The organism is Actinoplanes sp. NPDC051405 (genome assembly GCF_055586185.1).
Genome location: NZ_JBVJIR010000029.1, coordinates 16,943 through 39,266 on the forward strand (window position 1 = coordinate 16,943; position 22,324 = coordinate 39,266).

At 71.1% G+C, this 22,324-nt stretch carries 25 protein-coding genes; 10 read left to right on the plus strand and 15 right to left on the minus strand.

All coding sequences use genetic code 11. From position 1 onward, the window contains the following. The first annotated feature begins 174 nt into the window (after window positions 1–174). Window positions 175–522: a hypothetical protein gene (locus ACZ6S4_RS41240; protein ID WP_465480158.1), complete on the plus strand. Its 348-nt coding sequence runs from the start codon at window positions 175–177 to the stop codon at window positions 520–522. 14 nt (window positions 523–536) lie between these two features. On the opposite strand, the gene ACZ6S4_RS41245 is transcribed toward ACZ6S4_RS41240, so the two are convergent. The 5 genes from ACZ6S4_RS41245 to ACZ6S4_RS41265 all read right to left on the minus strand — a co-directional run bounded on the left by ACZ6S4_RS41245 (window position 537) and on the right by ACZ6S4_RS41265 (window position 4,177). Next, entirely contained in the window at window positions 537–1,010 is a 474-nt protein-coding gene (locus ACZ6S4_RS41245) for a ribose-5-phosphate isomerase (protein ID WP_212989805.1), read from the minus strand. Between the two features lie 23 nt (window positions 1,011–1,033). Beyond that, entirely contained in the window at window positions 1,034–1,954 is a 921-nt protein-coding gene (locus ACZ6S4_RS41250; RefSeq protein ID WP_465480107.1) for an alpha/beta hydrolase, read from the minus strand. Window positions 1,955–1,992: 38 nt separating this feature from the next. Further along, complete coding sequence (locus tag ACZ6S4_RS41255) at window positions 1,993–3,183, minus strand: DUF1015 family protein (RefSeq protein WP_465480108.1); 1,191 nt, start codon at window positions 3,181–3,183, stop codon at window positions 1,993–1,995. Window positions 3,184–3,242: 59 nt separating this feature from the next. Then, window positions 3,243–3,485, minus strand: a complete 243-nt coding sequence (locus ACZ6S4_RS41260) for a hypothetical protein (RefSeq protein WP_465480109.1) — start codon at window positions 3,483–3,485, stop codon at window positions 3,243–3,245. 65 nt (window positions 3,486–3,550) lie between these two features. Continuing rightward, window positions 3,551–4,177 carry a mycothiol-dependent nitroreductase Rv2466c family protein gene (locus ACZ6S4_RS41265; protein ID WP_465480110.1) on the minus strand — a complete coding sequence of 209 codons (627 nt, stop codon included), beginning with the start codon at window positions 4,175–4,177 and terminating at the stop codon, window positions 3,551–3,553. 126 nt (window positions 4,178–4,303) lie between these two features. Between ACZ6S4_RS41265 and pepN the strand changes: the two genes are divergently transcribed. Continuing rightward, window positions 4,304–6,862 (plus strand): aminopeptidase N, encoded by a 2,559-nt coding sequence (gene pepN, locus ACZ6S4_RS41270; protein ID WP_465480111.1) that lies wholly within the window; start codon window positions 4,304–4,306, stop codon window positions 6,860–6,862. Window positions 6,863–6,984: 122 nt separating this feature from the next. Next, window positions 6,985–7,545, plus strand: coding sequence for a Uma2 family endonuclease (locus ACZ6S4_RS41275; RefSeq protein WP_465480112.1), 561 nt, complete (start codon window positions 6,985–6,987; stop codon window positions 7,543–7,545). Here ACZ6S4_RS41275 and ACZ6S4_RS41280 read toward each other — a convergent pair. Together ACZ6S4_RS41280 and ctaJ are read right to left on the minus strand one after the other, a co-directional pair. Then, window positions 7,542–7,949: a DUF5130 family protein gene (locus ACZ6S4_RS41280; protein WP_465480159.1), complete on the minus strand. Its 408-nt coding sequence runs from the start codon at window positions 7,947–7,949 to the stop codon at window positions 7,542–7,544. The genes ACZ6S4_RS41275 and ACZ6S4_RS41280 overlap by 4 nt on opposite strands. Before the next feature lie 70 nt (window positions 7,950–8,019). Further along, a complete protein-coding gene (ctaJ, locus tag ACZ6S4_RS41285) occupies window positions 8,020–8,319 on the minus strand; it encodes an aa3-type cytochrome oxidase subunit CtaJ (protein WP_465480113.1) in 300 nt (99 codons plus the stop codon). A gap of 216 nt (window positions 8,320–8,535) precedes the next feature. On the opposite strand from ctaJ, the gene ACZ6S4_RS41290 reads away from it, so the two are divergent. Continuing rightward, on the plus strand, window positions 8,536–9,024 hold the full coding sequence (locus ACZ6S4_RS41290) for a hypothetical protein (protein WP_465480114.1): 489 nt from the start codon (window positions 8,536–8,538) through the stop codon (window positions 9,022–9,024). Between the two features lie 238 nt (window positions 9,025–9,262). Then, window positions 9,263–9,856: a class F sortase gene (locus tag ACZ6S4_RS41295; protein ID WP_465480115.1), complete on the plus strand. Its 594-nt coding sequence runs from the start codon at window positions 9,263–9,265 to the stop codon at window positions 9,854–9,856. Between the two features lie 21 nt (window positions 9,857–9,877). On the opposite strand, the gene ACZ6S4_RS41300 is transcribed toward ACZ6S4_RS41295, so the two are convergent. Then, window positions 9,878–10,420 carry an HNH endonuclease gene (locus ACZ6S4_RS41300; RefSeq protein ID WP_465480116.1) on the minus strand — a complete coding sequence of 181 codons (543 nt, stop codon included), beginning with the start codon at window positions 10,418–10,420 and terminating at the stop codon, window positions 9,878–9,880. 213 nt (window positions 10,421–10,633) lie between these two features. On the opposite strand from ACZ6S4_RS41300, the gene ACZ6S4_RS41305 reads away from it, so the two are divergent. From ACZ6S4_RS41305 to ACZ6S4_RS41320, 4 genes are all read left to right on the plus strand, one after another. Continuing rightward, window positions 10,634–11,719, plus strand: coding sequence for a mechanosensitive ion channel family protein (locus ACZ6S4_RS41305; RefSeq protein WP_465480117.1), 1,086 nt, complete (start codon window positions 10,634–10,636; stop codon window positions 11,717–11,719). A gap of 220 nt (window positions 11,720–11,939) precedes the next feature. Further along, on the plus strand, window positions 11,940–13,301 hold the full coding sequence (locus ACZ6S4_RS41310; protein WP_465480118.1) for an MFS transporter: 1,362 nt from the start codon (window positions 11,940–11,942) through the stop codon (window positions 13,299–13,301). Then, complete coding sequence (locus tag ACZ6S4_RS41315; protein ID WP_465480119.1) at window positions 13,298–13,723, plus strand: globin; 426 nt, start codon at window positions 13,298–13,300, stop codon at window positions 13,721–13,723. The genes ACZ6S4_RS41310 and ACZ6S4_RS41315 overlap by 4 nt, the downstream gene beginning before the upstream one ends. A 62-nt stretch (window positions 13,724–13,785) precedes the next feature. After that, window positions 13,786–15,045, plus strand: coding sequence for a delta-60 repeat domain-containing protein (locus ACZ6S4_RS41320; protein ID WP_465480120.1), 1,260 nt, complete (start codon window positions 13,786–13,788; stop codon window positions 15,043–15,045). A 52-nt stretch (window positions 15,046–15,097) separates the two neighbouring features. Here the strand turns inward: ACZ6S4_RS41320 and ACZ6S4_RS41325 are convergent, their stop codons facing one another. From ACZ6S4_RS41325 to ACZ6S4_RS41345, 5 genes are all read right to left on the minus strand, one after another. Further along, window positions 15,098–15,682, minus strand: a complete 585-nt coding sequence (locus ACZ6S4_RS41325) for a type III secretion system chaperone family protein (RefSeq protein WP_451916353.1) — start codon at window positions 15,680–15,682, stop codon at window positions 15,098–15,100. A 129-nt stretch (window positions 15,683–15,811) separates the two neighbouring features. After that, window positions 15,812–16,471 (minus strand): DUF8185 domain-containing protein, encoded by a 660-nt coding sequence (locus ACZ6S4_RS41330; RefSeq protein ID WP_465480121.1) that lies wholly within the window; start codon window positions 16,469–16,471, stop codon window positions 15,812–15,814. 2 nt (window positions 16,472–16,473) lie between these two features. Continuing rightward, the gene (locus ACZ6S4_RS41335; protein ID WP_465480122.1) at window positions 16,474–16,878 is read right to left on the minus strand and encodes an acyl-CoA thioesterase; all 405 of its coding nucleotides are present in this window, start codon (window positions 16,876–16,878) and stop codon (window positions 16,474–16,476) included. Next, the gene (ettA, locus tag ACZ6S4_RS41340) at window positions 16,871–18,547 is read right to left on the minus strand and encodes an energy-dependent translational throttle protein EttA (protein ID WP_465480123.1); all 1,677 of its coding nucleotides are present in this window, start codon (window positions 18,545–18,547) and stop codon (window positions 16,871–16,873) included. Before ettA ends, ACZ6S4_RS41335 begins: the two co-directional genes overlap by 8 nt. Window positions 18,548–18,666: 119 nt before the next feature. Further along, window positions 18,667–19,185: a hypothetical protein gene (locus ACZ6S4_RS41345; RefSeq protein WP_465480124.1), complete on the minus strand. Its 519-nt coding sequence runs from the start codon at window positions 19,183–19,185 to the stop codon at window positions 18,667–18,669. 129 nt (window positions 19,186–19,314) lie between these two features. Between ACZ6S4_RS41345 and ACZ6S4_RS41350 the strand changes: the two genes are divergently transcribed. Next, a complete protein-coding gene (locus tag ACZ6S4_RS41350) occupies window positions 19,315–20,745 on the plus strand; it encodes an alpha,alpha-trehalose-phosphate synthase (UDP-forming) (RefSeq protein ID WP_465480125.1) in 1,431 nt (476 codons plus the stop codon). Here ACZ6S4_RS41350 and ACZ6S4_RS41355 read toward each other — a convergent pair. Continuing rightward, window positions 20,734–21,108, minus strand: a complete 375-nt coding sequence (locus tag ACZ6S4_RS41355) for a VOC family protein (RefSeq protein ID WP_360823732.1) — start codon at window positions 21,106–21,108, stop codon at window positions 20,734–20,736. The two genes, ACZ6S4_RS41350 and ACZ6S4_RS41355, sit on opposite strands and share 12 nt — an antisense overlap. A 28-nt stretch (window positions 21,109–21,136) precedes the next feature. Next, window positions 21,137–22,321, minus strand: a complete 1,185-nt coding sequence (gene cobA, locus ACZ6S4_RS41360; protein WP_465480160.1) for a uroporphyrinogen-III C-methyltransferase — start codon at window positions 22,319–22,321, stop codon at window positions 21,137–21,139. Window positions 22,322–22,324 lie beyond the last annotated feature (3 nt).

The following is a 22,324-nucleotide window of genomic DNA, read 5'->3' on the forward strand; positions in this document are numbered from 1 at the left end:
ACCCCGCCCGCCACGCCGGCCGGCCCGGCCTCCGGGGCGGCGCGGCCAGCCGTGACCGGCGGGCCGGGGACCACCGCCCAGCCGGGGGGCGCCCAGCCTGCCGCTGCCCGGCCCGCCGTCGTCCCGTCCGGAGTCGCGCGGCCGGTGGCTGACCGGGCTGTGGACGCCCAGCCGGTGGCTGAGACGTCTCCCGTCGCCGACCCTGAGCCGGCGCCGGTGGATGTCGCCGAGGTGGGGCCTCGGCCGGGGGCCCGGCCGAACCGGACCGGGTTGCCGCCTGGGCGTCCCGCGCGGCCTGTCGCCCGGCCTACGTCCGGTGCGGGGGCCGGCGGGGACGACCAGTCCGAGCGGGGGCTGCGTGGTCTGGTCGGCTCCGGGTCGTCACAGGTCAGCGTGGGCGCGGCGCTGCGGGCCCGGGACGCTGCCCGGCCCACGGCCGAGCAGCTCGCCGAGGCCGAGACGGAGCTGGTCATCGTGCGGCGCAACTGGATGCCACGCGAGGACCTGCCCCGCAACCGCTAGCCCGCCCGCGACCGTCAGCTTGCCGGGAGGGGCGGGAGTTCGCGGGTGCGCTCGTACTCGGCGAGCTGGGCGATACGGCGGGCGTGCCGCTCGTTGCCCGAGAACGGGGTGGTCAGGAACGCTTCGGCCATTGCCGTGGCTTCGTCGAGGGTGTGCTCGCGGCCGCCGATGCTCAGCACGTTCGAGTCGTTGTGCTGGCGGGCGAGCTGGGCGATCTCGACCTTCCAGGCCAGCGCCGAGCGGACGCCGGCGATCTTGTTGGCGGCGATCTGCTCGCCGTTGCCGGAACCGCCGATGACGATGCCCAGGCTGCCCTCGTCGGCGACCACCTTGGCCCCGGTGGCCAGGCAGAACGCCGGGTAGTCGTCCTCGGGGTCGTAGACGTGCGGTCCGACGTCGACGACGTCGTAGCCCTGCTTGCCGAGGTGATTGACCAGGTGCATCTTCAGCTCGTAGCCGGCGTGATCGGAACCCAGGTAGACGCGCATGACCGCAGTCTGTCAAACCGCGATCAGAACGTCAGCGCGGCCCGCAGGCTCACGGCGATCTGGTCCGCCGCGGCCCGCGCCGCGTCGAAGAGGGCGAGCTTGCGGACGAAGCCGTGGTTGACGCCCGCGTACCGGACGTGGACCACCGGTACCCCCGCGCTGAGCAGCGCATCCGCGTAGTCGGCGCCCTCGTCGCGCAGGACGTCGTACTCCGCGGTGAGCAGCAGGGTCGGCGGCATGCCGGCCAGATCGGCCACCGCCAGCGGCGCCACGTCCGGGCTGAAGCGCTGCGCCGGCTCCGGCACGAACGCCTCCCAGGCCAGCCGCATCGACGCCCGGTCGAGGCCGTGCCCGCCGACCTCGTCGTACGACTCCGAGGCCGTCATCGGGTCGATCGCCGGGTAGATCAGCACCTGGTAGTCGAGCGGGGTGGCGGCGTCGCGCTGACGGCGGGCGGCGACCGTGGCGAGCTGACCGCCGGAGCTGTCCCCGCCGATCGCCAGCCGGGACGGGTCGACACCGAGATCCGCTCCCTCCTTGCGGACCCAGCCCAGCACCGTCTCGACGTCTTCCAGCGCCGCCGGGAAGACGTGCTCCGGGGCCAGGCGGTAGCCCACCGACAGGACCGCGCAGCCCGAGCGGTCCGCGATGCGCCGGCAGAGCCGGTCCACCGTCTCGACACTGCCGTAACACCAGCCGCCGCCGTGCACGTAGACGAAGACGGGCGCGTTGGTGCGGGCCGCGTACAGCCGGCAGGGCACACCGTCGGCGTCCACGTCGACCACCACCGGCAGCGGGATGGCCGGTCCGCACTCGGCCTCGTTGGACTCCTCCATCGCCTGCCGGGCGAAGAGCAATTGCTCGTACGGGTCAGCGGCGAGCACCTCGGCACTGGGCCGGCGGCGGATCGCCAGGGAGGCCTCGACCTGGGGATGTAGGGCCATCTTCCTTCTCAGGGTGGTGGGCGGGGCGGTCGGATGGATCAGTCGAGCTGGGCCAGGACCAGGCCGCCGCGGGCCTTGGGGGTGAACCAGGTGCTCTTGCGGGGCAGCTTCTGCCGGGCCAGGTTGACCGCCACGAAGTCCTCGACGGTGACCGGGGCGACCAGCACGGCCAGCTCCGCCCGGCCCGCGTCGACCTCGCCGCGCAGCCACTCGGCCGGGTAGTCGCCGCCGATGTACGAGACCCGCTTGTCGCCCGGGTCGAGCCCGAGCACGTCACCGAGCAGGATGCGCTCCACCAGGGCGTGGTCGAGGTTCTCCACCGGGGAGGAGCCCGGCGCCGGGGGCAGGACGACCGAGTACGAGCGGCCGGCCGCGTACAGCTCGATCGTGCCCTTGGTGGGCACCGTCGCGGGGCGCGGCAGCTCCTCGACCCGGGCACCGGCCGCGGTCAGACGGGCGACGAAGTCGGCGTCCGGGAGCTCGGCGATCAGCCGGTTGTAGGGCTGGATCGCGACCGAGGCCGGGGTGGTGACGACCGCCAGGAAGCGGGGCAGCCCACCGGTCTGCGCGGCCAGGCTGCGGTGGTTGCCGTCCGCGACGACCAGCTCGCCGCCGCCGGCCAGCGCGGTCAGCTCGTCCTGCAGCGGACCGGCGGGAATCACCCAGATGGCGTGCGTGCGGCCGCTCTGGTCGGTGTCGGTCGCGGCCGGCGCACCGGCGGCGTCGCTCGCCGCGGCCAGAGCGGCGTGCAGCTCCTCGCCCTTGCCGGTCTGCAGCAGCAGCACTGGGGAGAGCAGGGTCTGCAGGGCGTCGGCCAGGGCGACGCGCTCGCGCACCTTGGCGATGAACACGTCCTCGTTGCGGATGACCAGGCCGGGCTCGTCGGCGCTGGTGGAGATCTGGTCGGTGTCGACCAGCGCCCACAGACCGTACGCCGTGGGCTCGCCGGCGGCAGTGATCCGGTAGAGGACCACCACCTGCTCAGCGGGCGTGTAACTGCCCTCGGCCTGGTCCCGTGCGAGCCGCTGGGCGGCGTCGCCGAGGCAGTCGAGGAACGACTTGCCCAGGGACTCGGGTGCCCGGTGGGGCATCTCGATGGCGAGCGCGCTGTGCGGGTTCGCGGCGATGATCTCGGTGATCTCGGCATCGTCGGCGAACTCGTCGTAGTTCTGCGCGCCGGTGCCGCCAGTGGTGATCCAGGCCCGGCTGATCGGGTGCACGACCGTCATGCCGCGAACCTACCGACCGGCTGTGACAGTCGCGCGCACACCCCGGTGTGTTCCCACGCTCACTTCGAGCGGCGGTCCTTGCCGTACGCGGGCACGGACGGCATGTTGCCGCGCAACTTGGCCTGCTTCGCCTTGCGGACCGCCGCGACGGGCGGGCCCGCCTCGGCCACCGGAAAGGCGGTGACAGTGACGGGCGGCGCCACCATCGCGGCGACATCCGCCGGCAGATTGGGGCAGAAGCTGTCCCACACGCCACGATGCACAGCGATCGTGGAAGTGGCAACGCTGTCGGACTCGGCCATCAGAGCCTCCGGTCAGATGTGGTTCTCATTACATCCAACGATCTGCCGGAGGCTCAGGTGGCGATTCAGTCGAAGATCGGTCCGATGTCGCGGCTGCGCTTGAGCTCGTAGAAGCCCGGCGTACCCGCGACGAGCAGGACGCCGTCCCAGAGCTTGCCTGCCACGTCGCCCTTCGGGGCCGGGGTGACCACCGGGCCGAAGAATGCGACCTTCTCCCCCTCGACCGGGCCCGGCGCGTGGATCACCGGCGTGCCGACGTCCGTGCCGACCGGCTTCATGCCGGCGTCGTGGCTGGCCTTCAGCGCGTCGTCCCAGGCGTCGCTGCCGGCCGCGTCGGCCAGCGCCGGGTCGAGGCCGACCTCGGTCAGCGCCTCGGTGTAGAGCTTCTCGTCCAGCTCGTACTTCTGCAGGTGGATGCGGGTGCCGAGGGCCGTGTAGAGGTCGCGCAGGACCTGCGGGCCGGCCGCCTCGGCGGCGGCGATGCAGACCCGGACCGGGCCCCATCCCTTGGCCATGAGGTCCTGGTACTGCTCGGGCAGGTCACGGCCCGCGTTGAGCACCGAGAGACTCATGACGTTGAACGTGATGTCGACCGGCCGGACCTTCTCCACCTCGAGCAGCCAGCGCGAGGTCATCCAGGCCCAGGGACAGATCGGGTCGAACCACATGTCGACCGCGGAGCGTTCAGTCATACCTCTGATCCTGCCCCTTTCCGCCCGCACCCGGCGGTGACATGCGCCACCGGTCAAGCGCATAGGGTGACGTGGAAAGCTCTAGGTCGGGCGACGAAGCCTGGACCAGCATGGAGGAGAGTGAACGTGGCCGGAGTTCGTAACCTGACCCAGGTCGAGGCCGCCGAGCGGGCCCGCCTGCTCGAGGTGACCGGGTACGACATCGCCTTGGATCTGACCGACGGCCAGGGCGGGCCCGGGGCCGGCACGTTCCGGTCGACCACCGAGGTCACGTTCCGCTGCGCCGAGCCCGGCGCCGAGACGTTCATCGAGGTGGGGGCGGCCAGTGTCCGGTCCGCGGTGCTCAACGGCACCCCGGTGGACCTGTCCGGCTGGTCGGCCGAGCGGGGCCTGGCCCTGACCGGCCTGGCGGCGGACAACACCCTGGTCGTCGACGCCGACTTCGCGTACTCGGCGAGCGGGCAGGGCCTGCAGCGCAGCGAGGACCCGGTCGACCAGGAGATCTACCTGTACAGCCAGTTCGAGACGGCGGACGCCCAGCGCGTCTACGCCGCCTTCGACCAGCCCGATCTCAAGAGCATCTTCACCTGGCACGCCACCGTCCCGGGACACTGGAAAGTCGTGTCCAACATGCCGGTGGAGTCCACGTCCGAGGCGGCCGGCGGCGCCAAGACGGTGCATTTCAGCACGTCGCCGCGGATGAGCACGTACATCACCGCGCTCTGCGCCGGGCCGTACCACGAGGTGCGCGACAGTCACGACGGCATCGAGCTGGGCGTCTTCTGCCGGGCCTCGATGGCGCGGTACCTCGACCCGGACGACCTGTTCCTGATCACCAAGCAGGGCTTCGACTTCTTCCACGAGCAGTTCGGCGTGCGGTACCCGCTGCCCAAGTACGACCAGCTCTGGGTGCCCGACTTCAACGCCGGCGCGATGGAGAACTTCGGCTGCGTCACGCATGCCGAGGCGCACTACATCTTCCGCTCGCAGGTCACCGACTACGAGTACGAGCAGCGCGCCAACACGATCCTGCACGAGCTGGCCCACATGTGGTTCGGCGACCTGGTGACCATGCGCTGGTGGAACGACCTGTGGCTGAACGAGTCGTTCGCCGAGTGGGCCAGCCACTGGTGCAACACCTCGGCGACCCGCTTCACCGACGCGTGGTCGACGTTCCTGTCCGTCCGCAAGGCCTGGGGCTACCGCCAGGACCAGCTCTCCTCGACCCACCCGGTCTACTGCGAGATGCCGGACCTGGAGGCCGTCGAGGTCAACTTCGACGGCATCACGTACGCCAAGGGCGCGAGCGTCATCAAGCAGCTCGTCGCGTACGTCGGGCTGGACTCTTTCCTGGCCGGGCTGCGGGCGTACTTCCAGCGGCACGCCTGGGGCAACGCCACCTTCGACGACCTGCTCACCGAGCTCGAGACGGCGTCCGGCCGGGAGCTGCGCAAGTTCGCCGCCCAGTGGCTGGAGACGGCCCAGGTCAACACGCTGCGCCCGGTGCTCACCATCGGCGGCGACGGCGCGTACTCCAAGGTCGTGGTCAAGCAGGAGGCGCCCGCCGCCTACCCCACGCTGCGCACCCACCGCATCGGCGTCGGCCTCTACGACGTGCAGGGCGACCGGCTGGTGCGCCGCGACCTGCTCGAGATCGACGTGAGCGGCGAGGAGACCGAGATCCCCGCGCTGGCCGGCGTGCCCGCGGCGGACGTGCTGCTGCTCAACGACGACGACCTGACGTACGCGAAGCTGCGCCTGGACGAGCGCTCGATGGCCGCGGTCGTGCAGCACATCGACGGTTTCGAGTCGTCCCTGCCGCGGGCGCTGTGCTGGGCCGCGGCCTGGGACATGCTGCGCGACGCCGAGCTGGCCGCGCGCGACTACCTGGCCCTGGTCAGCACCGGCCTGCCCAAGGAACGCGACATCAACCTGACCACCGCGACCCTGCGGCAGGCGGCCACGACGCTGACCATGTACGCGGACCCGGCGTGGGCACCGACCGGCTGGGCGCTGCTCGCCGACACCGCCCGGGCGGCGCTGGCGGCGGCCGAGCCGGGCAGCGGCTTCCAGCTCGCCTGGGCGCGCGCCTTCATCAACGCCGGCCGCGGCGAGGACGACCTCGTGGTGCTCCGCGGCTGGCTGTCCGGTGCCGGGGTGCCCGAGGGGTTGACCATCGACACCGAGCTGCGCTGGTCGCTGCTGGAGGCGCTGGCGGCCCGGGGCGCGGCGACCGAGGAGGAGATCGCCGAGGAGCTGGCCACGGACCGGACGGCCAGCGGTGAGCGGGAGGCGGCGCTGGCCCGGGCCCTGCTGCCGACGCCCGAGAACAAGGCGCGGGTGTGGGCGCAGCTGACCGGCGACGAGAAGCTGCCGAACTGGCTCAGCCGTTCGCTGCTGCAGGGTTTCCAGACCTCGTCGCAGGTGGAGCTGACCGCGCCGTACGCGCCGAAGTTCTTCGAGGTGGTCGACGACGTGTGGGCGCGCTCCGACAGTGAGCCCGCGCAGGAGTTCGCGATGCTGGCCTACCCGGCGTACCAGGTCAGTGAGGAGACGGTCGCGCTGACTGACGCCTGGCTGGCCGGCGACGGGCACTCCCCCTCGCTGCGCCGGCTGGTGGCCGAGGGCCGTGACGGTGTGCTGCGGGCGCTGAAGGCCCGGGCGAAGGACGCCGCCGCCGGTTGACGAGTTTGTGCGGGTCGTGCGGGACTGAATCCGCACGACCCGCGAAACTTACGGCGCCCGAAACCCGGCGGAAACAACTCAGCGTGAGTACGCTGGCACTCCACGGCGTTGGAGGTGGCCCGGTGGCGATCGGTACGAACTCACTGCCGAGGTGGACCGCCCCGGACGGCCGCTGGACAGAACCGGACCTGCACCTGTTCCCGCAGGACGGCCACCGCTACGAGATCGTCGACGGCAGCCTGCACGTGACCCCGCCGCTGGACGGCCCGCACGAGGCCGTCGTCCGGGCCGTGCTGACCACGTTGCGCGGCGCCGCCCCGAGCGGCTGGTGGATCTGCGCCCGGCTCGGCATCGAGGCCGGCGCCAGCAACCTGATCCCGGACGTGACCGTGCTGAAGCCGCAGTCGTCCGGTGCGATCTGGGCCGACCCGGCCGACGTCGCGTGCGTGATCGAGGTCGAGACCGACACCAGCCGCCGCTACGACCGGCTGCTCAAGCCCACCCTGTACGCCGACGCGGGCATCGCCACCTACTGGCGGATCGAGCCGGACCCGGCGCCGGTGCTGCACACCTACGCCCTGGGACCCGAGGGCTACCTGCCCCGGCAGACGATTCGGGGCGACGACCTGGTGCAGGTCGACGCCCCGTTCCCGGTCCGGGTCGCCCCGTCCGCTTGGCTCTAGTGCCGGCCGGCGTGTGACGCCAGCTGGTCCAGCCCGGCGAGCACGCCCCCGGCGAGGTCACCGCCGGCGAACGACGCCGCCATCGACAGCGCCGCCAGCTTGGCGTCGCGGTCGGAGATGCGCTTGCGGGCGTCGCTGCCGGTGACGATCTCCAGGACCCGCTGGTTCGGCGAGATGGCGACCAGGACGGCCTTCGCCGCGCCGTCGAGCTGGCGGTGCAGCTGCTCGGCATACTCCCGGGTCGGCTCCTCGAGGTCGCCGATGTAGACGCTGAAGGTCAGGCCGGTCTGCTGGTCGGCGACGCGCAGCGCCTCGTCGAGGCGCAGCAGCTGCCGGGTGGTGAACGGCCCGTCCAGCGCGTCGACGCCCGCGTCGGACGTCGACAGCTCGGGCTCCTCGCTCAGGGTCGGGCCGCCGGGCTCGTCCAGCGCGGTCAGCGGCTGCTCGGCGGGGCCGCTGACGATGGCCTGGTGCTCACCAACGGTCACTTGCGCCTCCTGTGGTGCCGGGCCGGACCTGCATGCCCTTGGCGTCCTCGAGGACACCGGGGGGCAGCTCCCGAGCGGACGAGGTCTTGCCGCCGAACGCCGGGCTCACCTGCGCCGGCGACGCGAGGAACCAGATCGGCTTGAAGTCGTACGGCCGGCCGGGACGGTAGCGACGCGCGGGCCGGCTCCGGCTGGAACCGGCGGCGACGAGCGCCGCGACAACGACGATGACACCCAACGGGATGATCGCGTAGATGAGAAGCGTGCTGAATATCGACAACCTCAACGCCCCCAGGCGTCATAAGGAACCGGGCCAATTCACTGTGTTCCCAGTGATCCGAACGTCAATCACGGTAGCGGAGTGCGGGTCGTCGCGGAGCGTCGGGTGTCAACACTCATAAGCGGGATCTCCGCAGCCACGCGAAAACGGCCCGGAGGTGCGAAAATCTCCCCCATGAGCCGTCCGTGAAGTTCGTGCCCCGGACGGCAGGAGGGGGAGGTCATGCGCACACCCGTCCCGGCCGCGCTGGCGGCGCTGGCCCTGGCCCTGCCGCTGGTGCTGATCGACGACATCCCCGCTCACGCGGCCGGTGTCTTCGTGGAGACCAACCCGAGCACGGTCCGCGCCGGCGACGAGGTCGGCATCCGGGCGAGCTGTGACGACAACCTCAAAGCGGCGACGGTCACCACGGATCCGACCGGCGCGGTCATCGTCTCCCCCCGGTACGGCTTCCTGACAGCGACCGCCCGGGTGCCGGCCACGACCGACGCCGGCGACTATGACGTCACCCTCGAATGCCCCGACGGCAAGACCGCCAAGAGCACGATGCACGTGGTGCTCCGGGTCGAGCCGGCGCGCGGACCGGCGACCGGCGGTGGCGGCACCGCGGGTGGCGGGTCGGCGCCGTTGCTGATCGGCGGCGGGCTGGCGGCGCTGGCGGCGGGTGTCGCGCTGAGCGTGGTGGCCGCGCGCCGCCGCCGGTTCGGCTGAGGGGCGGCGGATGACCCGCCGGGCGATCTCCGGGTCGACGCCTCCTCCTGGGCCGCGGATGCCCGAGTCGGTGCTGCGCCGCCGCCCGGCCGAGATCGTGGCCCGACCCCAGCCCCGGCCCCGACCGCAGCCCCGGTCCGCCCCGGCACGGGTACCGGCCCGCAGGCCTTCGCCCCACCCCGTGGCCGCCGCCCGTGCGATGCCGGCCGCCGCACGCCGGCCGATGCCGCTCGGCTTGATGGCCGCGATCTTGGTGTTCGTCGGCCTCTTCACGGTCGGCGCCGGCCTCGGCGCGGCGACCGGCTTCGACCTGAGCGAGCTGTTCCGCGGCCCGGACAAGCCCCCACCCCGGGCGTTCCCGGTCCTGGACCCGAGCCCGCCGAAGCGCCTCACGATCCCCTCGATCAAGGTCGAGGCGCCGATCCTGCACGTCGGGCGGGCGAAGGACGGCTCGGTGGACGTACCGCCGCTGCAGCGGCACAACGAGGCGGGCTGGTTCGACCAGGGGCCGACCCCGGGGCAGTTCGGCCCGGCGCTGATCGTCGGCCACGCGGACACCCGGTCGGGCCCGTCCGTCTTCTTCAACCTGGGCAAGCTCAAGGCGGGCCAGAAGATCGAGGTGCTCCGCGAGGACGACTCCGTGGCGATCTTCCAGATCAACTCGGTCGAGCACTTCAGCAAGGAGAAGCTGCCGGTCAAGCGGGTCTACGGCGACTACAGCCGGCCGTCGCTGCGCCTGCTGACCTGTGGCGGCAAGTGGCTGGGCGGCAAGCAGGGCTACAGCGACAACGTCGTGGTCTTCGCCAGCCTGGTCAGCGCCGAGGACACATAGCCGGCGAGGACCCGTGGCCGGCTACGCGGCTTCGGCCCCGAGCGGCTTGGGCAGGTCGAGCCAGTCCGCCCAGCGGGGGTCGGGGGTGCGATGGCCCAGCACGCGCCAGGCCACGCCGCGCGGGGCAGCCGGGGCGGCGTGCAGGCGCCAGCCCAGCTCCGCCGGGGTCTTGTCGCCCTTGCTGTGATTGCACTTGGCACAGGCGGCGACCACGTTCTCCCAGGCGTGCAGCCCACCGCGGCTGCGCGGGAACACGTGGTCGATGGTCTCGGCCGAACCGCGGCAGTAGGCGCAGCGGCCGCCGTCCCGGGCGAATATCGCCCGCCGGGAAAGTCCGACGTGGGTGCGGTACGGAACCTTCACGTACCTGGTCAACCGGACCACCGACGGCACCGGGAGAGTGTGGTGTGCACTGTGCAGGATGCCGTCGCCGTCGGAGACGCACTCGGCCTTCGACGTCAACACCAGGATGGTCGCCCGACGCACCGATACGACGCACAGCGGCTCGTAGGTAGCGTTCAACACCAACGCGGAGGAGCCCACTGTGGGTCGTATGTCAGGCATCGCGATCACCCTTCGGTGTAGGTGCTAGCAACCGCTCCCGTGTGCTGATCGTCATGACGCGAGCGCCGGATCTACCGGTGCTCGTGGCCCAATAGTCCCTGATGAATGACGAATTGGCGAGCACAATCTGTGGCCGGACCGTAAACGTCTGAGGTCTCCACGGGAGATGTCCGGTTCCACCGCGGGGTGCCTGGCCCGGTAGGTTAGGGCCCCGTGATTCCGCTGGCCCCCATCCCCGCCCCTTCCGGCTCCGCCGAACCGATCTTCAACGGGACGCCGGACGTCTCGGAGAGCTGCAAGTCCGACGCGCTGTGCTCCTGGGTGTTCGAGCAGACCGACACCCAGTGGCTGGCCAACAGCAGCTACGTGTTCATCGTGAAGCCGCTGCGGATCATCGCGATCATCCTCGTCGCGATGCTCATCCGGTGGTTGCTGCACCGCGGCATCCGCCGGCTGACCGCCACCACGTCGCGGGCCGCCATGCCGGCGCTGCTCAAGCCGCTGCGGGAGCGCGCCGACAAGCAGCAGGAAGCCGCGGAGAACACGTTCATCCCCGAGCGCCGCCGGCAGCGGGCCGAGGCGATCGGCTCGGTGCTGCGCAGCTTCGTCACCGCCGTGGTCTTCACCATGGCCGTGCTGCTGGTCATGGGCGAGCTCGGCTTCAACCTGGGCCCGCTGCTGGCCAGCGCCGGCATCGTCGGGGTGGCCCTGGGCTTCGGCGCGCAGAGCCTGGTCAAGGATCTGATCGCGGGCCTGTTCATGCTGCTGGAGGACCAGTACGGCGTCGGCGACTCGGTGGACCTGGGCGACGCGGTCGGGGTCGTGGAGACCGTCGGGCTGCGGGTGACCACCGTGCGGGACATGCGCGGGGTGCTCTGGTACATCCGCAACGGCGAGATCATCCGGGTCGGCAACAAGAGCCAGGGGTGGGCGATGGTGGTCATCGACATCCCCATCGGCTTCGTGAACTCCGAGGAGGCCACCTCGGTGCTGCGCCGGGCCGCGCTGGCCCTCGCCGAGGAGCCGGAGCACGCGACCGAGTTCCTGGAGCCGCCGGACGTGATCGGGGTCGAGCAGCTGACCGTCGACGGCGCGGTGATCCGCACGATCGCCAAGACCACGGCGGACGGTCAGCCGATCGTGCAGCGCGAGTTGCGGCGCCGGCTCACCGAGGCGCTGGAGACCTCCGGCATCTCCGAGCGGATCGCGGTGTCGCGGATGCTGCCCCGTTCGGCGGTTCCCCCGACGTTTTCCAGCGGGCCGGGTGACTCTTCCGGTACACCGGGTGGTGCGACCTGACCTGGGCTTACGGCATGATGGGGGAGGTCCGGCCTCGACCGAACGGCCGACGTTCGCCCCGTATGCCCTAGCCAGGACTCGGACGATCGGGCAGAATCGTGCAAAGAGCATCTGCACTTGCAGCGGCACGTTCGCGCGGGATCTGAGCACCCCGATTTTCCCCCGGACGTGTCCGACCGGCGGTGATCCCGCCGGTCGTCGCGATCGATGGAGGGTCCAGGTGTCGGACGACCGACGCGCTGCGCAGCCGGCCCACCGGGCCGGGGACGCTGCGGAGCCGGATGGTCCCGTCACCTTCCGCGACCTCTTCGCGGTCCGCGAATACCGAGCGGTCTATTTCTCGCTCGTCGTCAACTGGCTCGGTGACTATCTGGCCCGGGCCGCCATCACCGTGCTGGTCTACCAGCAGTCCGATTCGGTGCTGCTGTCCGCGGCGTCCTTCGCGATCAGCTATCTGCCGTGGATCGTGGGCGGGCCGGTGCTGGCGGCGCTCGCGGAGCGCTATCCGTACCGCCGGGTCATGATCGTCGCCGATCTGACCCGGGCCGTGCCGATCGCGCTCATCGCCCTGCCCGGCATGCCGGTCTATGCCATCCTCATCCTGCTCTTCGTGGCCATGCTGGGGGCGCCACCCACGCAGGCGGCCCGCTCGGCGCTGCTGCCGCTGATCCTGGACCGCCGCCGGCTCGTCAGCGGGCTCGCGGTCAACGCCTCCACCTCGCAGGCCGCGCAGGTGTTCGGCTATCTGGTCGGCGCCTTCATCGCGACCAGCATCAACGCCCGGCTCGGCATCGCGCTGGACGCGGTGTCCTTCATCATCTCGGCCGCGATCATCGCGCTGTGGGTGCATCCGCGGCCGGCCGCCGCCGGGCCGGACCACCGCCGGCACCTGCTGCGGGAGACCGGCGAGGGCTTCCGGCTGGTCTTCGGTACGCCGTTGCTGCGCTCGATCGCCCTCATGGTGTTCGGGCTGACCACCCTCACGATCCTGCCCGAGGGCCTGGCCGCCGGCTGGGCCGCGGTGTTCGACCAGGATCCGGCCGCCCGGGGCTTCGACCAGGGAATGATCATGGCGGCCGGCCCGGTCGGTTTTGTGATCGGCGGGCTGGTGGTGGGCCGGCTGGTCAGTCAGCCCGACCGCATCCGCCTGGTCAAACCCCTCGCCGTGCTGACCCCGCTGGCCCTCGCGCTGACCGCGTTCGCACCCAACGCCACCACGGTGGCCGTGCTGGCGGCGATCTCCGGCGTCGCCCAGGGCGGTCTCATGCCCACCCTGAACGGCGAGTTCGTGCTCGCCCTCCCGCACGGCTACCGCGCCCGGGCGTACGCGGTCATGCAGGGCGGGGTGCAGTTCACCCAGTTCTTCGCGGTGGTGGCGACCGGCGCGCTGGCCCAGTTCTCCTCGATCCCGCTGGTCGTGGGCCTGTGGAGTCTCGGCGGCCTGGCCCTGATGGTGGTGCTCGTGGTCCGGCGGCCGACCTATACGGTCGCCGACGTCCCGGTCACCGCCGCACCGGCCAGAGCAACGCGCGTCACACCCGGCCCGGCCCGGCACCGGGCGGCTGGCAAACTGGATCGGTGAGCGCATCCAGCGAGGAACCGGAAGTCAGCTTCTTCGAGGCCGTCGGCGGCGAGCCGACCTTCCGCCGGCTCGTCGACGCCTTCTACGAGGGGGTTGCGCAGGATCCCCTGCTGCGACCGATGTATCCCGAGGAGGATCTGGGCCCGGCGGCGGAACGGCTGACGCTGTTCCTCATGCAGTACTGGGGCGGCCCGAACACGTACTCGGCGCAGCGTGGGCACCCGCGGCTGCGGATGCGGCACGCGCCGTTCACGGTCGGTCCGGCCGAGCGGGACGCCTGGTTGCTGCACATGCGGGCCGCGGTCGACTCGCTCGGTCTGCCGGAGCCGCACCACAGCGCCCTCTGGGACTATCTGGAGCGCGCCGCGTACTTCATGGTCAACAAGATGGACGCGCATCCCGGAGGTCAACCCGCTCGTTGATCGGGTGAACGACGCGATCGTCACTTCACCGACGTCGCGGTCCCGATCCCTGGAGCTGACCGATGCGCCGCCGTTTGTTCGCTGCCACCGCGCTGACCTGCGCCGCTCTGCTGGGCGCGACGCCCGCCGCGGCTGACATGGCCCAACCGGCGGTGGTCTCGGCCAATCCGGTCGACTTCACGCCGCACGTCCTGGACGGCACGGTGTGGGCGCTGGCGGTGGTCGGGGACACGGTCGTCGTCGGCGGCAGCTTCACCAAGGTCCAGGACAGCGCGCGCAAGACCACCTACGCCCGGAAGAACATTTTCGCGTACGGGCTGAAGGACGGTGCGGTGCGCTCGTTCGCCCCCGCCGTCGACGCCGCGGTCTACTCCTTGGCCGCGGGGGCGAGCAACACCGTCTACCTGGGCGGAGGATTCAAGACCGTGAACGGTGCCGCCCAGCGGGGTGTCGCCCGGGTCGCGGTCAGCACCGGCGCGCGGATCACCGCGTTCGGCGCGAAGATCAACTGGGGTGACGTCCGCGCCCTGAGCGCCCGGGGCAGCAAGCTCTACGCCGCCGGCACCTTCTCGGCGATCAACGGCGTCACCCGCGTCGGGCTGGCCCGGATGGATGCGGGCACCGGCGCGGTCGACACCGGCTTCGACGCCAAGCTGTCCGCCCCCGGCCTGAGCCGGACCCGGGTCGAGCACTTCGACATCTCCCCCGACGGCACCCGGCTCATCGCGGTCGGCGCGCTGCTCAAGTCCGGCACGGCCGCCCGCAACCAGATCGCCATGTTCGACGTCGCCGGCCCCGCGGCCGTGCTGACCAGCTGGTACACCGACGCGTACGCGCCGCCGTGCCTGCAGGGCTTCGACACGTACCTGCGGCAGGTGAAGTTCTCCCCCGACGGCAAGTACCTGGTCGTCGCGGCGACCGGCCGGGCATCCTCGCCGACGAAGCTGTGCGACTCGGCGGCCCGCTTCGAGGCCACCGGCGGCGGCCGGCACAACCCGACCTGGGTGCAGCGCACCGGCGGTGACTCGCTCTACGCGGTCGCCGTGACCGGCAGCGCCGTGTACGTCGGCGGCCACCAGCGTTACCTGGACAACCCTTACGGCAGCGACGCGAAGGGCCCCGGCCCGGGCGCCGTTCCGCGGGTCGGCATCGGCGCGCTCAACCCGTCCACCGGCAAGGCGCTGGGCTGGAACCCGAGCCGGGACCGCGGGGTCGGCGTGCGGGCGTTCCAGGTCGTGCCGGAGGGGCTGATCGTCGGCTCGGACACCGACAAGCTGGGCCGCGAGTTCCACGGCCGGATCGGCATGTTCCCGCCCGGCTGAGACCGGACACGGAAAAGGGCCCCGTGATCCGGGGCCCTTTTTCATTCCTCCGTCAGAGCAGTGCGCCCTCGTCGTGCAGCCAGTCGACGAACGAGGTCGCGACGGCCGCGCCGCAGTCGAGCATCTCCACCAGCAGCGGGTCGTGGGCACCCGAGGCGAGCGGAACCTGCAGCTCGGCGTAGATAGGCAGCTGTCCGCGTTCGGTGGGATCGCCGACGTAGGCCTTGCAGAAGCGGCGGGTGTGGTTCCATTCGTTGACCACGCGGTATGCGCGGTCGGCCCAGTCCGGCGGGACGGTCGCGTGCGGACGGGCCCGCATGACCAGGATCTCGTCGTCGGGGCCTTCGAGCGTGAACAGCACCGCGTGCCGTTCCCACATGGCCAGCAGGCTGCCACCGCCATCGGCCAGGAACCGGATATCGAGCAGATCGAGGGCCTTGCCGATCCGGGCCAGATCGACCGGAGCGACATGCTCCGGCTCGTCGATCGAGGAAAGATCAGCGGAGGACATCGAAGAGTGTCCCGGCTCACGCTGCGTCGGCACTCCGACGCGGACGCTGCTCTGCAACGCCACCTCGCCGCCGGTCTCGGGCTCATCGCCTCCGGCCGACCCGGGACGCCATGACCACCACGGCATCGTTGTGCACCTCACTCCCCAGCAGGCCCGCCGCCGGACGTAGCGGTGGACCTCGGGGCGACGGTACCCGTACAGGTCGCGGAGGTCATCCCCTCAAAGGGAGGGCGCGACCGGACGACCGATGCAGCATCACCCTTTCGGGTGACCCCCTATAGGCATGACGGTCAATACTTGGACCGGCTGTAGCCACGCGACTCCATATGGTGCAGAAAGTCCCACCCAGCGTCCCGCCACGCACACTCGCGCGGCCGAGGTCTGCTTGTCGGCCGGACCGAGAAAGCCCATCCGCGACACCGCCTGGACGAGGCGCTGCGAGACCTCCACCGGCTCCCCGCCGGGGCGCGTGACGACGAGCGCAACGTGATCGAGCAAGGCGTCGCGCACGGCGCGCTGCCCGACCGCGCGCCCCGCCAGACCACCCGCGGTCACCTCGCGCAACGTGCCGGCCGCCGCCTCGGCCAGCCGGCTCAGCTCGGCCGCCGCCACCGCTTCGACCGCTGTCGATCGGGCCGGCGGCAACGGCCAGCGCCAGTCGGCGTCCCGCCGCGCCGGCAGCTCCGGGTTCTGCGTGGCCAGCGCCGCGAGCAGCTCGGCCGCCGGCACGGTGGCATCACCCGGGCCCGGCCCGGCCACCAGGCGGGTGACCAGCACACCCCAGGGCAGCACCGCCCACAGTGCGGTGTGCTCACCCGCCGAGCGCAGCCGGACCAGCACGTTGCGGTCCAGCCGGGTCAGCCGGGCCAGGAAAGCCCCCGCATCCGCGACGCCGGCGATGCCGTGGGCTGCCATCCTCAATTCTCCAGGTACGGCTGGAGAAAATCCCGCTCGGCGTCGGTCAGCCGGCGCGGGAACTGCTCGGCCAGGTTGAACGGCACGCAGACCGACTTCGCCCGGCTGGCCAGCACGTCCTCGTCGAACAACTCGTAGCTCACGGTGAAGCTGGCCGCCCGCAGCTCGGAGATCCACAGCTCGATCCGGACCGCCTCGCCGTAGTCGACCGGCCGCAGATAGTCGACCTCGTGCCGGGAGATGACGATCCCGTCCTCGAACGACGTCAGCCCCTGGGCCCGGGCGCCGATGAAGAACATGGCAACGCGCGCCTCCTCGTACAGGGTGAGGAAGCGCGCGTTGTTGACGTGGCCGTACGCGTCCATGTCGGACCAGCGCACAGCCGCGTCATAGGTAAACCTAGTCACGCGTCAGCTTGCGGTAGGTCACCCGGTGCGGGCGGGCAGCGTCGGCGCCGAGACGGTCGATCTTGTTCTTCTCGTACGCGTCGTAGTTGCCCTCGAACCAGAACCACTTGTCCGGGTCCTCATCGGTGCCCTCCCACGCCAGCATGTGGGTGGTGATCCGGTCCAGGAACATCCGGTCGTGGGAGATGACCACGGCGCAGCCCGGGAACTCCAGCAGCGCGTTCTCCAGGCTGGACAGCGTCTCCACGTCCAGGTCGTTCGTCGGCTCGTCGAGCAGCAGCACGTTGCCGCCGATCTTCAGGGTCATCGCCAGGTTGAGCCGGTTGCGCTCACCACCGGAGAGCACCTTGACCGGCTTCTGCTGGTCCGGCCCCTTGAAGCCGAACGCGGCGACGTAGGCGCGGGACGGCATCTCGACCTTGCCGACCATCATGTGGTCCAGCCCGTCGGACACGACCTCCCACACCGTCTTGGACCCGTCGAGGCCGGAACGACTCTGGTCCACGTACGACAGCTTGACGGTCTCGCCGACCCGGACCTGGCCCTCGTCCGGCTGCTCGAGCCCGACGATGGTCTTGAACAGCGTGGTCTTGCCGACGCCGTTCGGGCCGATGATGCCGACGATGCCGTTACGCGGCAGCGAGAACGACAGGTGATCGATGAGCACCCGGTCGTCGAAGCCCTTGACCAGGTCCTTGGTCTCGATGACCGTGTTGCCCAGGCGCGGGCCCGGCGGGATCTGGATCTCCTCGAAGTCCAGCTTGCGCGTCTTCTCGGCCTCGGTGGCCATCTCCTCGTAGCGGTCCAGGCGGGCCTTGGACTTGGTCTGCCGGGCCTTGGCGTTGGAGCGCACCCACTCGAGCTCGTTCTCGAGGCGCTTCTGCAGCTTCTGGTCCTTGCGGCCCTGCAGCTTGAGGCGGGCGGCCTTCTTGTCGAGGTACGTCGAGTAGTTGCCCTCGTACGGGAACGCGCGGCCGCGGTCCAGCTCGAGGATCCACGTCGCGACGTTGTCCAGGAAGTACCGGTCGTGTGTGATGGCGATGACTGTGCCGGCGTACTTGGCCAGGTGCTGCTCCAGCCACTGCACGCTCTCGGCGTCCAGGTGGTTGGTGGGCTCGTCGAGCAGCAGCAGGTCGGGCGCTTCGAGCAGCAGCTTGCACAGCGCGACGCGGCGGCGCTCACCACCGGAGAGCTGGGTGACGTCGGCGTCCGGCGGCGGGCACCGCAGGGCATCCATGGCCAGCTCGAGCTGGGAGTCGACGTCCCACGCGTTGGAGTGGTCGAGCTCCTCCTGGAGCTTGCCCATCTCCTCCATCAGCTCGTCGGTGTAGTCGGTGGCCATCTGCTCGGCGATCTTGTTGAACCGCTCGAGCTTGGCTTTGGTCTCCGCGACCGCCTCCTCGATGTTGCCGAGGACGGTCTTGGCGTCGTTGAGCGGGGGCTCCTGGGCGAGCATGCCGACGGAGTAGCCCGGCATGAGCCGCGCCTCGCCGTTGCTCACGGTGTCGACACCGGCCATGATCTTCAACAGGCTGGACTTACCGGCGCCGTTGGGGCCGACCACACCGATCTTGACGCCGGGCAGGAAGTTGAGCGTCACATCGTCGAGCACGACCTTGTCGCCGTGCGCCTTGCGCGCCTTTTCCAGGACGTAGATGAACTGGGCCACGGTGCGGCCTACCTCCGAGATCGTGATTTCCGGTTGCCGGAACGAAAGACCAATCTTTCCAGGTCCCTACCGGCCACCTACAGCAACCCCGACCGGGCCGCCCGGATTCCCCGCTCACTTCACTCGGGCACGACGTCGTAGGGCTGCATTTTGCCCTTCCTGACCACCTCCAGCCGGTTCTCGGTGACGAAGAACGTGTTGCCGTCGTGGGCTTTGGCGAAGTAGCCGCCATCACGCTCCTCGACGCCGTCCAGGAACAGCGCGGTCTCGCCCTCGATCCACTTCTGCTCCTCCCCACCCCGGTTGGCCTGGTAATACAGGCTGCCGCCGTCGTCGGCGCAGATCCACACCGAGGTGCCCGTCTGCTCCACCCGCACCCGCAGCACCTGACGCAGCTCGACGGCGCGGCCGAGGACCCGGCGGGCGGTGTCGTGCATCTCCTGGGGACAACGTTCAGGTGAGACTGTGGGCTCAGTGGGTACATAACCCGTCTGGTCCACCGCCTGCCGCTGCGTCTCGTGGCGGGATCCGAGAACCAGGCCCGCCGACATCCCGATGATGCTCAGCAGCACGGTGGCAATGACCACAGGGAAGAACAGCGGCCGGCGCGGCGGGGGAAGATCAACGGACTGGCTCACCGGCCCAGAATGGCACCTTCCCGCCAGAGGCGGTGCCGCGCGGCCGGACCATAGCGGGGCCAGCCCCGAGCAGCTACGCACAGTAGGCTCAGGGTTGGGAACCCAGCACGACCCGGAGGTGCACTCAGCGTGGCCGAACGAAGTTCCTTTGTTGTCGTCGCCAACCGCCTGCCCGTCGACGAAGTCATGGTCGACGGCGAGCGGCAATGGCGCCCGAGCCCCGGCGGACTCGTCACCGCCCTGCATCCGGTGCTCACCCAGCAACAGGGCACCTGGATCGGCTGGGCCGGCGGGGACGGGGAGGCGCCCGAGCCGTTCGAGCTCGAAGGCATCAAGATCCATCCGGTGCCGCTGAGCGCCGAGGAGCTCGAGCGCTACTACGAGGGCCAGTCGAACGCCACCATCTGGCCGCTCTACCACGACGCCGTCGAGACGCCGGTCTACAAACGGCGCTGGCGCGAGGCGTACAGGCTGGTCAACCAGCGTTTCGCGCAGGCCGCGGCGGACGTCGCCGAGCAGGGCGCGACCGTCTGGGTGCAGGACTACCAGCTCCAGCTGGTGCCCGCGATGCTCCGCGAGATGCGTCCCGACCTGCGGATCGGCTTCTTCCTGCACATCCCGTTCCCGCCCATCGAGTTGTTCATGCAGATGCCGTTCCGGGCCGAGATCCTGCGCGGGCTGCTCGGCGCCGACCTGGTCGGCTTCCAGCAGCGGCTGGCCGCGCAGAACTTCGTCCGGCTGGCCCGGCACCTGCTGGGGCTGCGCTACGAGGGCCAGTCGATCCAGGTCGACGGCCGCAAGGTCAAGGCCGGGGCGTTCCCGATCAGCATCGACACCGCGGACATGGAGAAGATGGCGGCCGACCCGGCCGTACAGGCCCGGGCCAAGCAGATCCGCGCCGAGCTGGGCGACCCGGAGACGGTGATCCTCGGCGTCGACCGGCTCGACTACACCAAGGGCATCGAGCTGCGGCTCAAGGCGTTCCGGGAGCTGCTGGCCGACGGCAAGCTCAAGGTGCCGGAGGCGGTCATGGTGCAGGTCGCGACGCCGAGCCGGGAACGCGTCGAGCACTACCAGACGCTGCGGGTCAAGGTGGAGCGCGAGGTCGGCCGGATCAACGGCGAGTTCGGCCGGGTCGGCATGCCGGCGGTGCACTACCTGCACCAGTCGTACAGCAAGCAGGAGCTGGCCGCGCTCTATGTCGCGGCCGACGTCATGATGGTGACGCCGCTGCGCGACGGCATGAACCTGGTCGCCAAGGAGTACGTCGCCTGCCGGGCCAACGGCGGCGGCGCGCTGGTGCTCAGCGAGTTCGCCGGGGCGGCGACCGAGCTGCGCCAGGCGTTCCTGTGCAACCCGCACGACCCGGACGGGGTCAAGGACGCCCTGCTGCGCGCGGTCGGCGCGGAGCCGGCCGAGCTCAAGCGCCGGATGCGGGTCATGCAGCGGCACCTGCGGACCCACGACGTCGCCGAGTGGGCCCGCACGTTCCTCAACGAGCTCGGCGTGCCGGACACCGACGCCAAGCCGGCCGCCGAGCAGGAGCAGCTAAAGGAATAGGCAGAAGGGATGGCCGTCCGGGTCGAGATAGACCCGGACGTCGTCCTGCGGCTGGAAGTCCGCCCTGGTCGCCCCGGCCTTCTCGGCGTGGGCGCAGGCGGCTTCCAGGTCCTCCACCTCGATGTCGAGGTGCACGCTCATCTGCTGATCGTCGGGGCCGGCCGGCCAGACCGGGCGCACGTACGCCGACTCGGTCTGAAAGGACAGCCCCGGCCCGCCGTTGGGCGCGCCCAGTTTGACCCAGCCGGGCTCGTCCTGGACGACGCTCCAGCCGAGCAGCCGCTGATAGAACGCGGCGAGTTCCTGTGCGTCCGGGGCATCGAGCACGATCCCGGACAATGTCATGTGCGGTCGCTCACTCATGTCTGACCGTTACCCATCGCTCACGCGGCTATCCCCGTTCCAGGACCGCGACCACGTCGCCGACCACCACGACGGCGGGCGGCTTGATTCCCGCCTCGGCAGCGGCCGCGGCCACCTCGCCGAGGGTGCTGCGCAGCACGCGCTGGGCGTCTGTCGAGCCCTCCTGCACGACAGCGGCCGGCGTTTGCGGATCCCGGCCCTCGGCGACGAGCCGGGCGGCGATCCTCGGCAGGTTCTTCAGGCCCATCAGGACCACGAGCGTGCCGCGCAGCTGGGCCAGGGCGGCCCAGTCCACGAGCGACTCGGGGCTGTCCGGCGGCACGTGCCCGGAGACCACGGTGAACTCGTGGGCCACGCCGCGGTGCGTGACCGGGATGCCGGCCAGCGCCGGAGCGGCGATCGAGCTGGTCACCCCGGGGACGACCAGCACCGGTACGCCCGCCTCGGCGCACGCCACGACCTCCTCGCCGCCGCGGCCGAAGACGAACGGGTCACCGCCCTTGAGCCGTACCACGAAAGCCCCGGCCTTCGCCCGCTCGACGATGACCCGGTTGATCTCCTCCTGGGCCACCGAGGCGCCGTACGGGATCTTGGCCGCGTCGACCAGCTCCACGTCGGGCCGCAGCTCGTCCAGCAGCATGCCGGGCACGAGCCGGTCGGCCACCACCACGTCGGCGCGGGCCAGCAGGCGGCGCCCCTTGACGGTGATCAGCTCGGGGTCGCCGGGCCCGCTGCCGACGAGCGCCACCTGGCCGCGCAACGGCTCCTGCCGCCGCTGCGGGGTTTCCTCCAGGGCGGCAGCGATCAGGTCCCGGACGGCCCGGGCGCGCTTACGGTCGCCGCTGTCGGTGACCGCCACGGTGACCTCGTCGTGCCGGGTGACTGCCGGGGTCCAGGCGGTCGCGGCGTCGCGGTCGTCCGCGCGTACGCAGAACACGCCCCGTTCCTCGGCGGCCACGCTCACCTCGGCGGCGGCCGCCGGATCGTCGATGGCCACCTGCACCAGCCAGGCGCCGTCCACGTCCGAGGCGACGAACCGCCGCTCCTGCCAGGTCAGCCGGCCCGCCGCCACGTACGCGTGCAGCGCCGGCGTCAGCGCGGGTGACACCAGGTCGACCCGGGCGCCGGCGGCGAGCAGAGCCGGCATCCGCCGGGTCGCCACCGCGCCGCCCCCGACGACCAGCACCCGACGGCCGTCGAGCTTGAGCGCCATGGG

What these genes read in the sequence shown, in the direction of transcription:
- ACZ6S4_RS41245 (WP_212989805.1), bottom strand. Translation starts at nt 1,010, where the DNA reads ATGCGCGTCTACCTGGGTTCCGATCACGCCGGCTACGAGCTGAAGATG.
- ACZ6S4_RS41250 (WP_465480107.1), bottom strand. Translation starts at nt 1,954, where the DNA reads ATGGCCCTACATCCCCAGGTCGAGGCCTCCCTGGCGATCCGCCGCCGG.
- ACZ6S4_RS41255 (WP_465480108.1), bottom strand. Translation starts at nt 3,183, where the DNA reads ATGACGGTCGTGCACCCGATCAGCCGGGCCTGGATCACCACTGGCGGC.
- ACZ6S4_RS41260 (WP_465480109.1), bottom strand. Translation starts at nt 3,485, where the DNA reads ATGGCCGAGTCCGACAGCGTTGCCACTTCCACGATCGCTGTGCATCGT.
- ACZ6S4_RS41265 (WP_465480110.1), bottom strand. Translation starts at nt 4,177, where the DNA reads ATGACTGAACGCTCCGCGGTCGACATGTGGTTCGACCCGATCTGTCCC.
- ACZ6S4_RS41290 (WP_465480114.1), top strand. Translation starts at nt 8,536, where the DNA reads ATGCGCACACCCGTCCCGGCCGCGCTGGCGGCGCTGGCCCTGGCCCTG.
- ACZ6S4_RS41295 (WP_465480115.1), top strand. Translation starts at nt 9,263, where the DNA reads ATGGCCGCGATCTTGGTGTTCGTCGGCCTCTTCACGGTCGGCGCCGGC.
- ACZ6S4_RS41300 (WP_465480116.1), bottom strand. Translation starts at nt 10,420, where the DNA reads ATGCCTGACATACGACCCACAGTGGGCTCCTCCGCGTTGGTGTTGAAC.
- ACZ6S4_RS41320 (WP_465480120.1), top strand. Translation starts at nt 13,786, where the DNA reads ATGCGCCGCCGTTTGTTCGCTGCCACCGCGCTGACCTGCGCCGCTCTG.
- ACZ6S4_RS41325 (WP_451916353.1), bottom strand. Translation starts at nt 15,682, where the DNA reads ATGCCGTGGTGGTCATGGCGTCCCGGGTCGGCCGGAGGCGATGAGCCC.
- ACZ6S4_RS41330 (WP_465480121.1), bottom strand. Translation starts at nt 16,471, where the DNA reads ATGGCAGCCCACGGCATCGCCGGCGTCGCGGATGCGGGGGCTTTCCTG.
- ACZ6S4_RS41355 (WP_360823732.1), bottom strand. Translation starts at nt 21,108, where the DNA reads ATGAGTGAGCGACCGCACATGACATTGTCCGGGATCGTGCTCGATGCC.
- cobA (WP_465480160.1), bottom strand. Translation starts at nt 22,321, where the DNA reads ATGGCGCTCAAGCTCGACGGCCGTCGGGTGCTGGTCGTCGGGGGCGGC.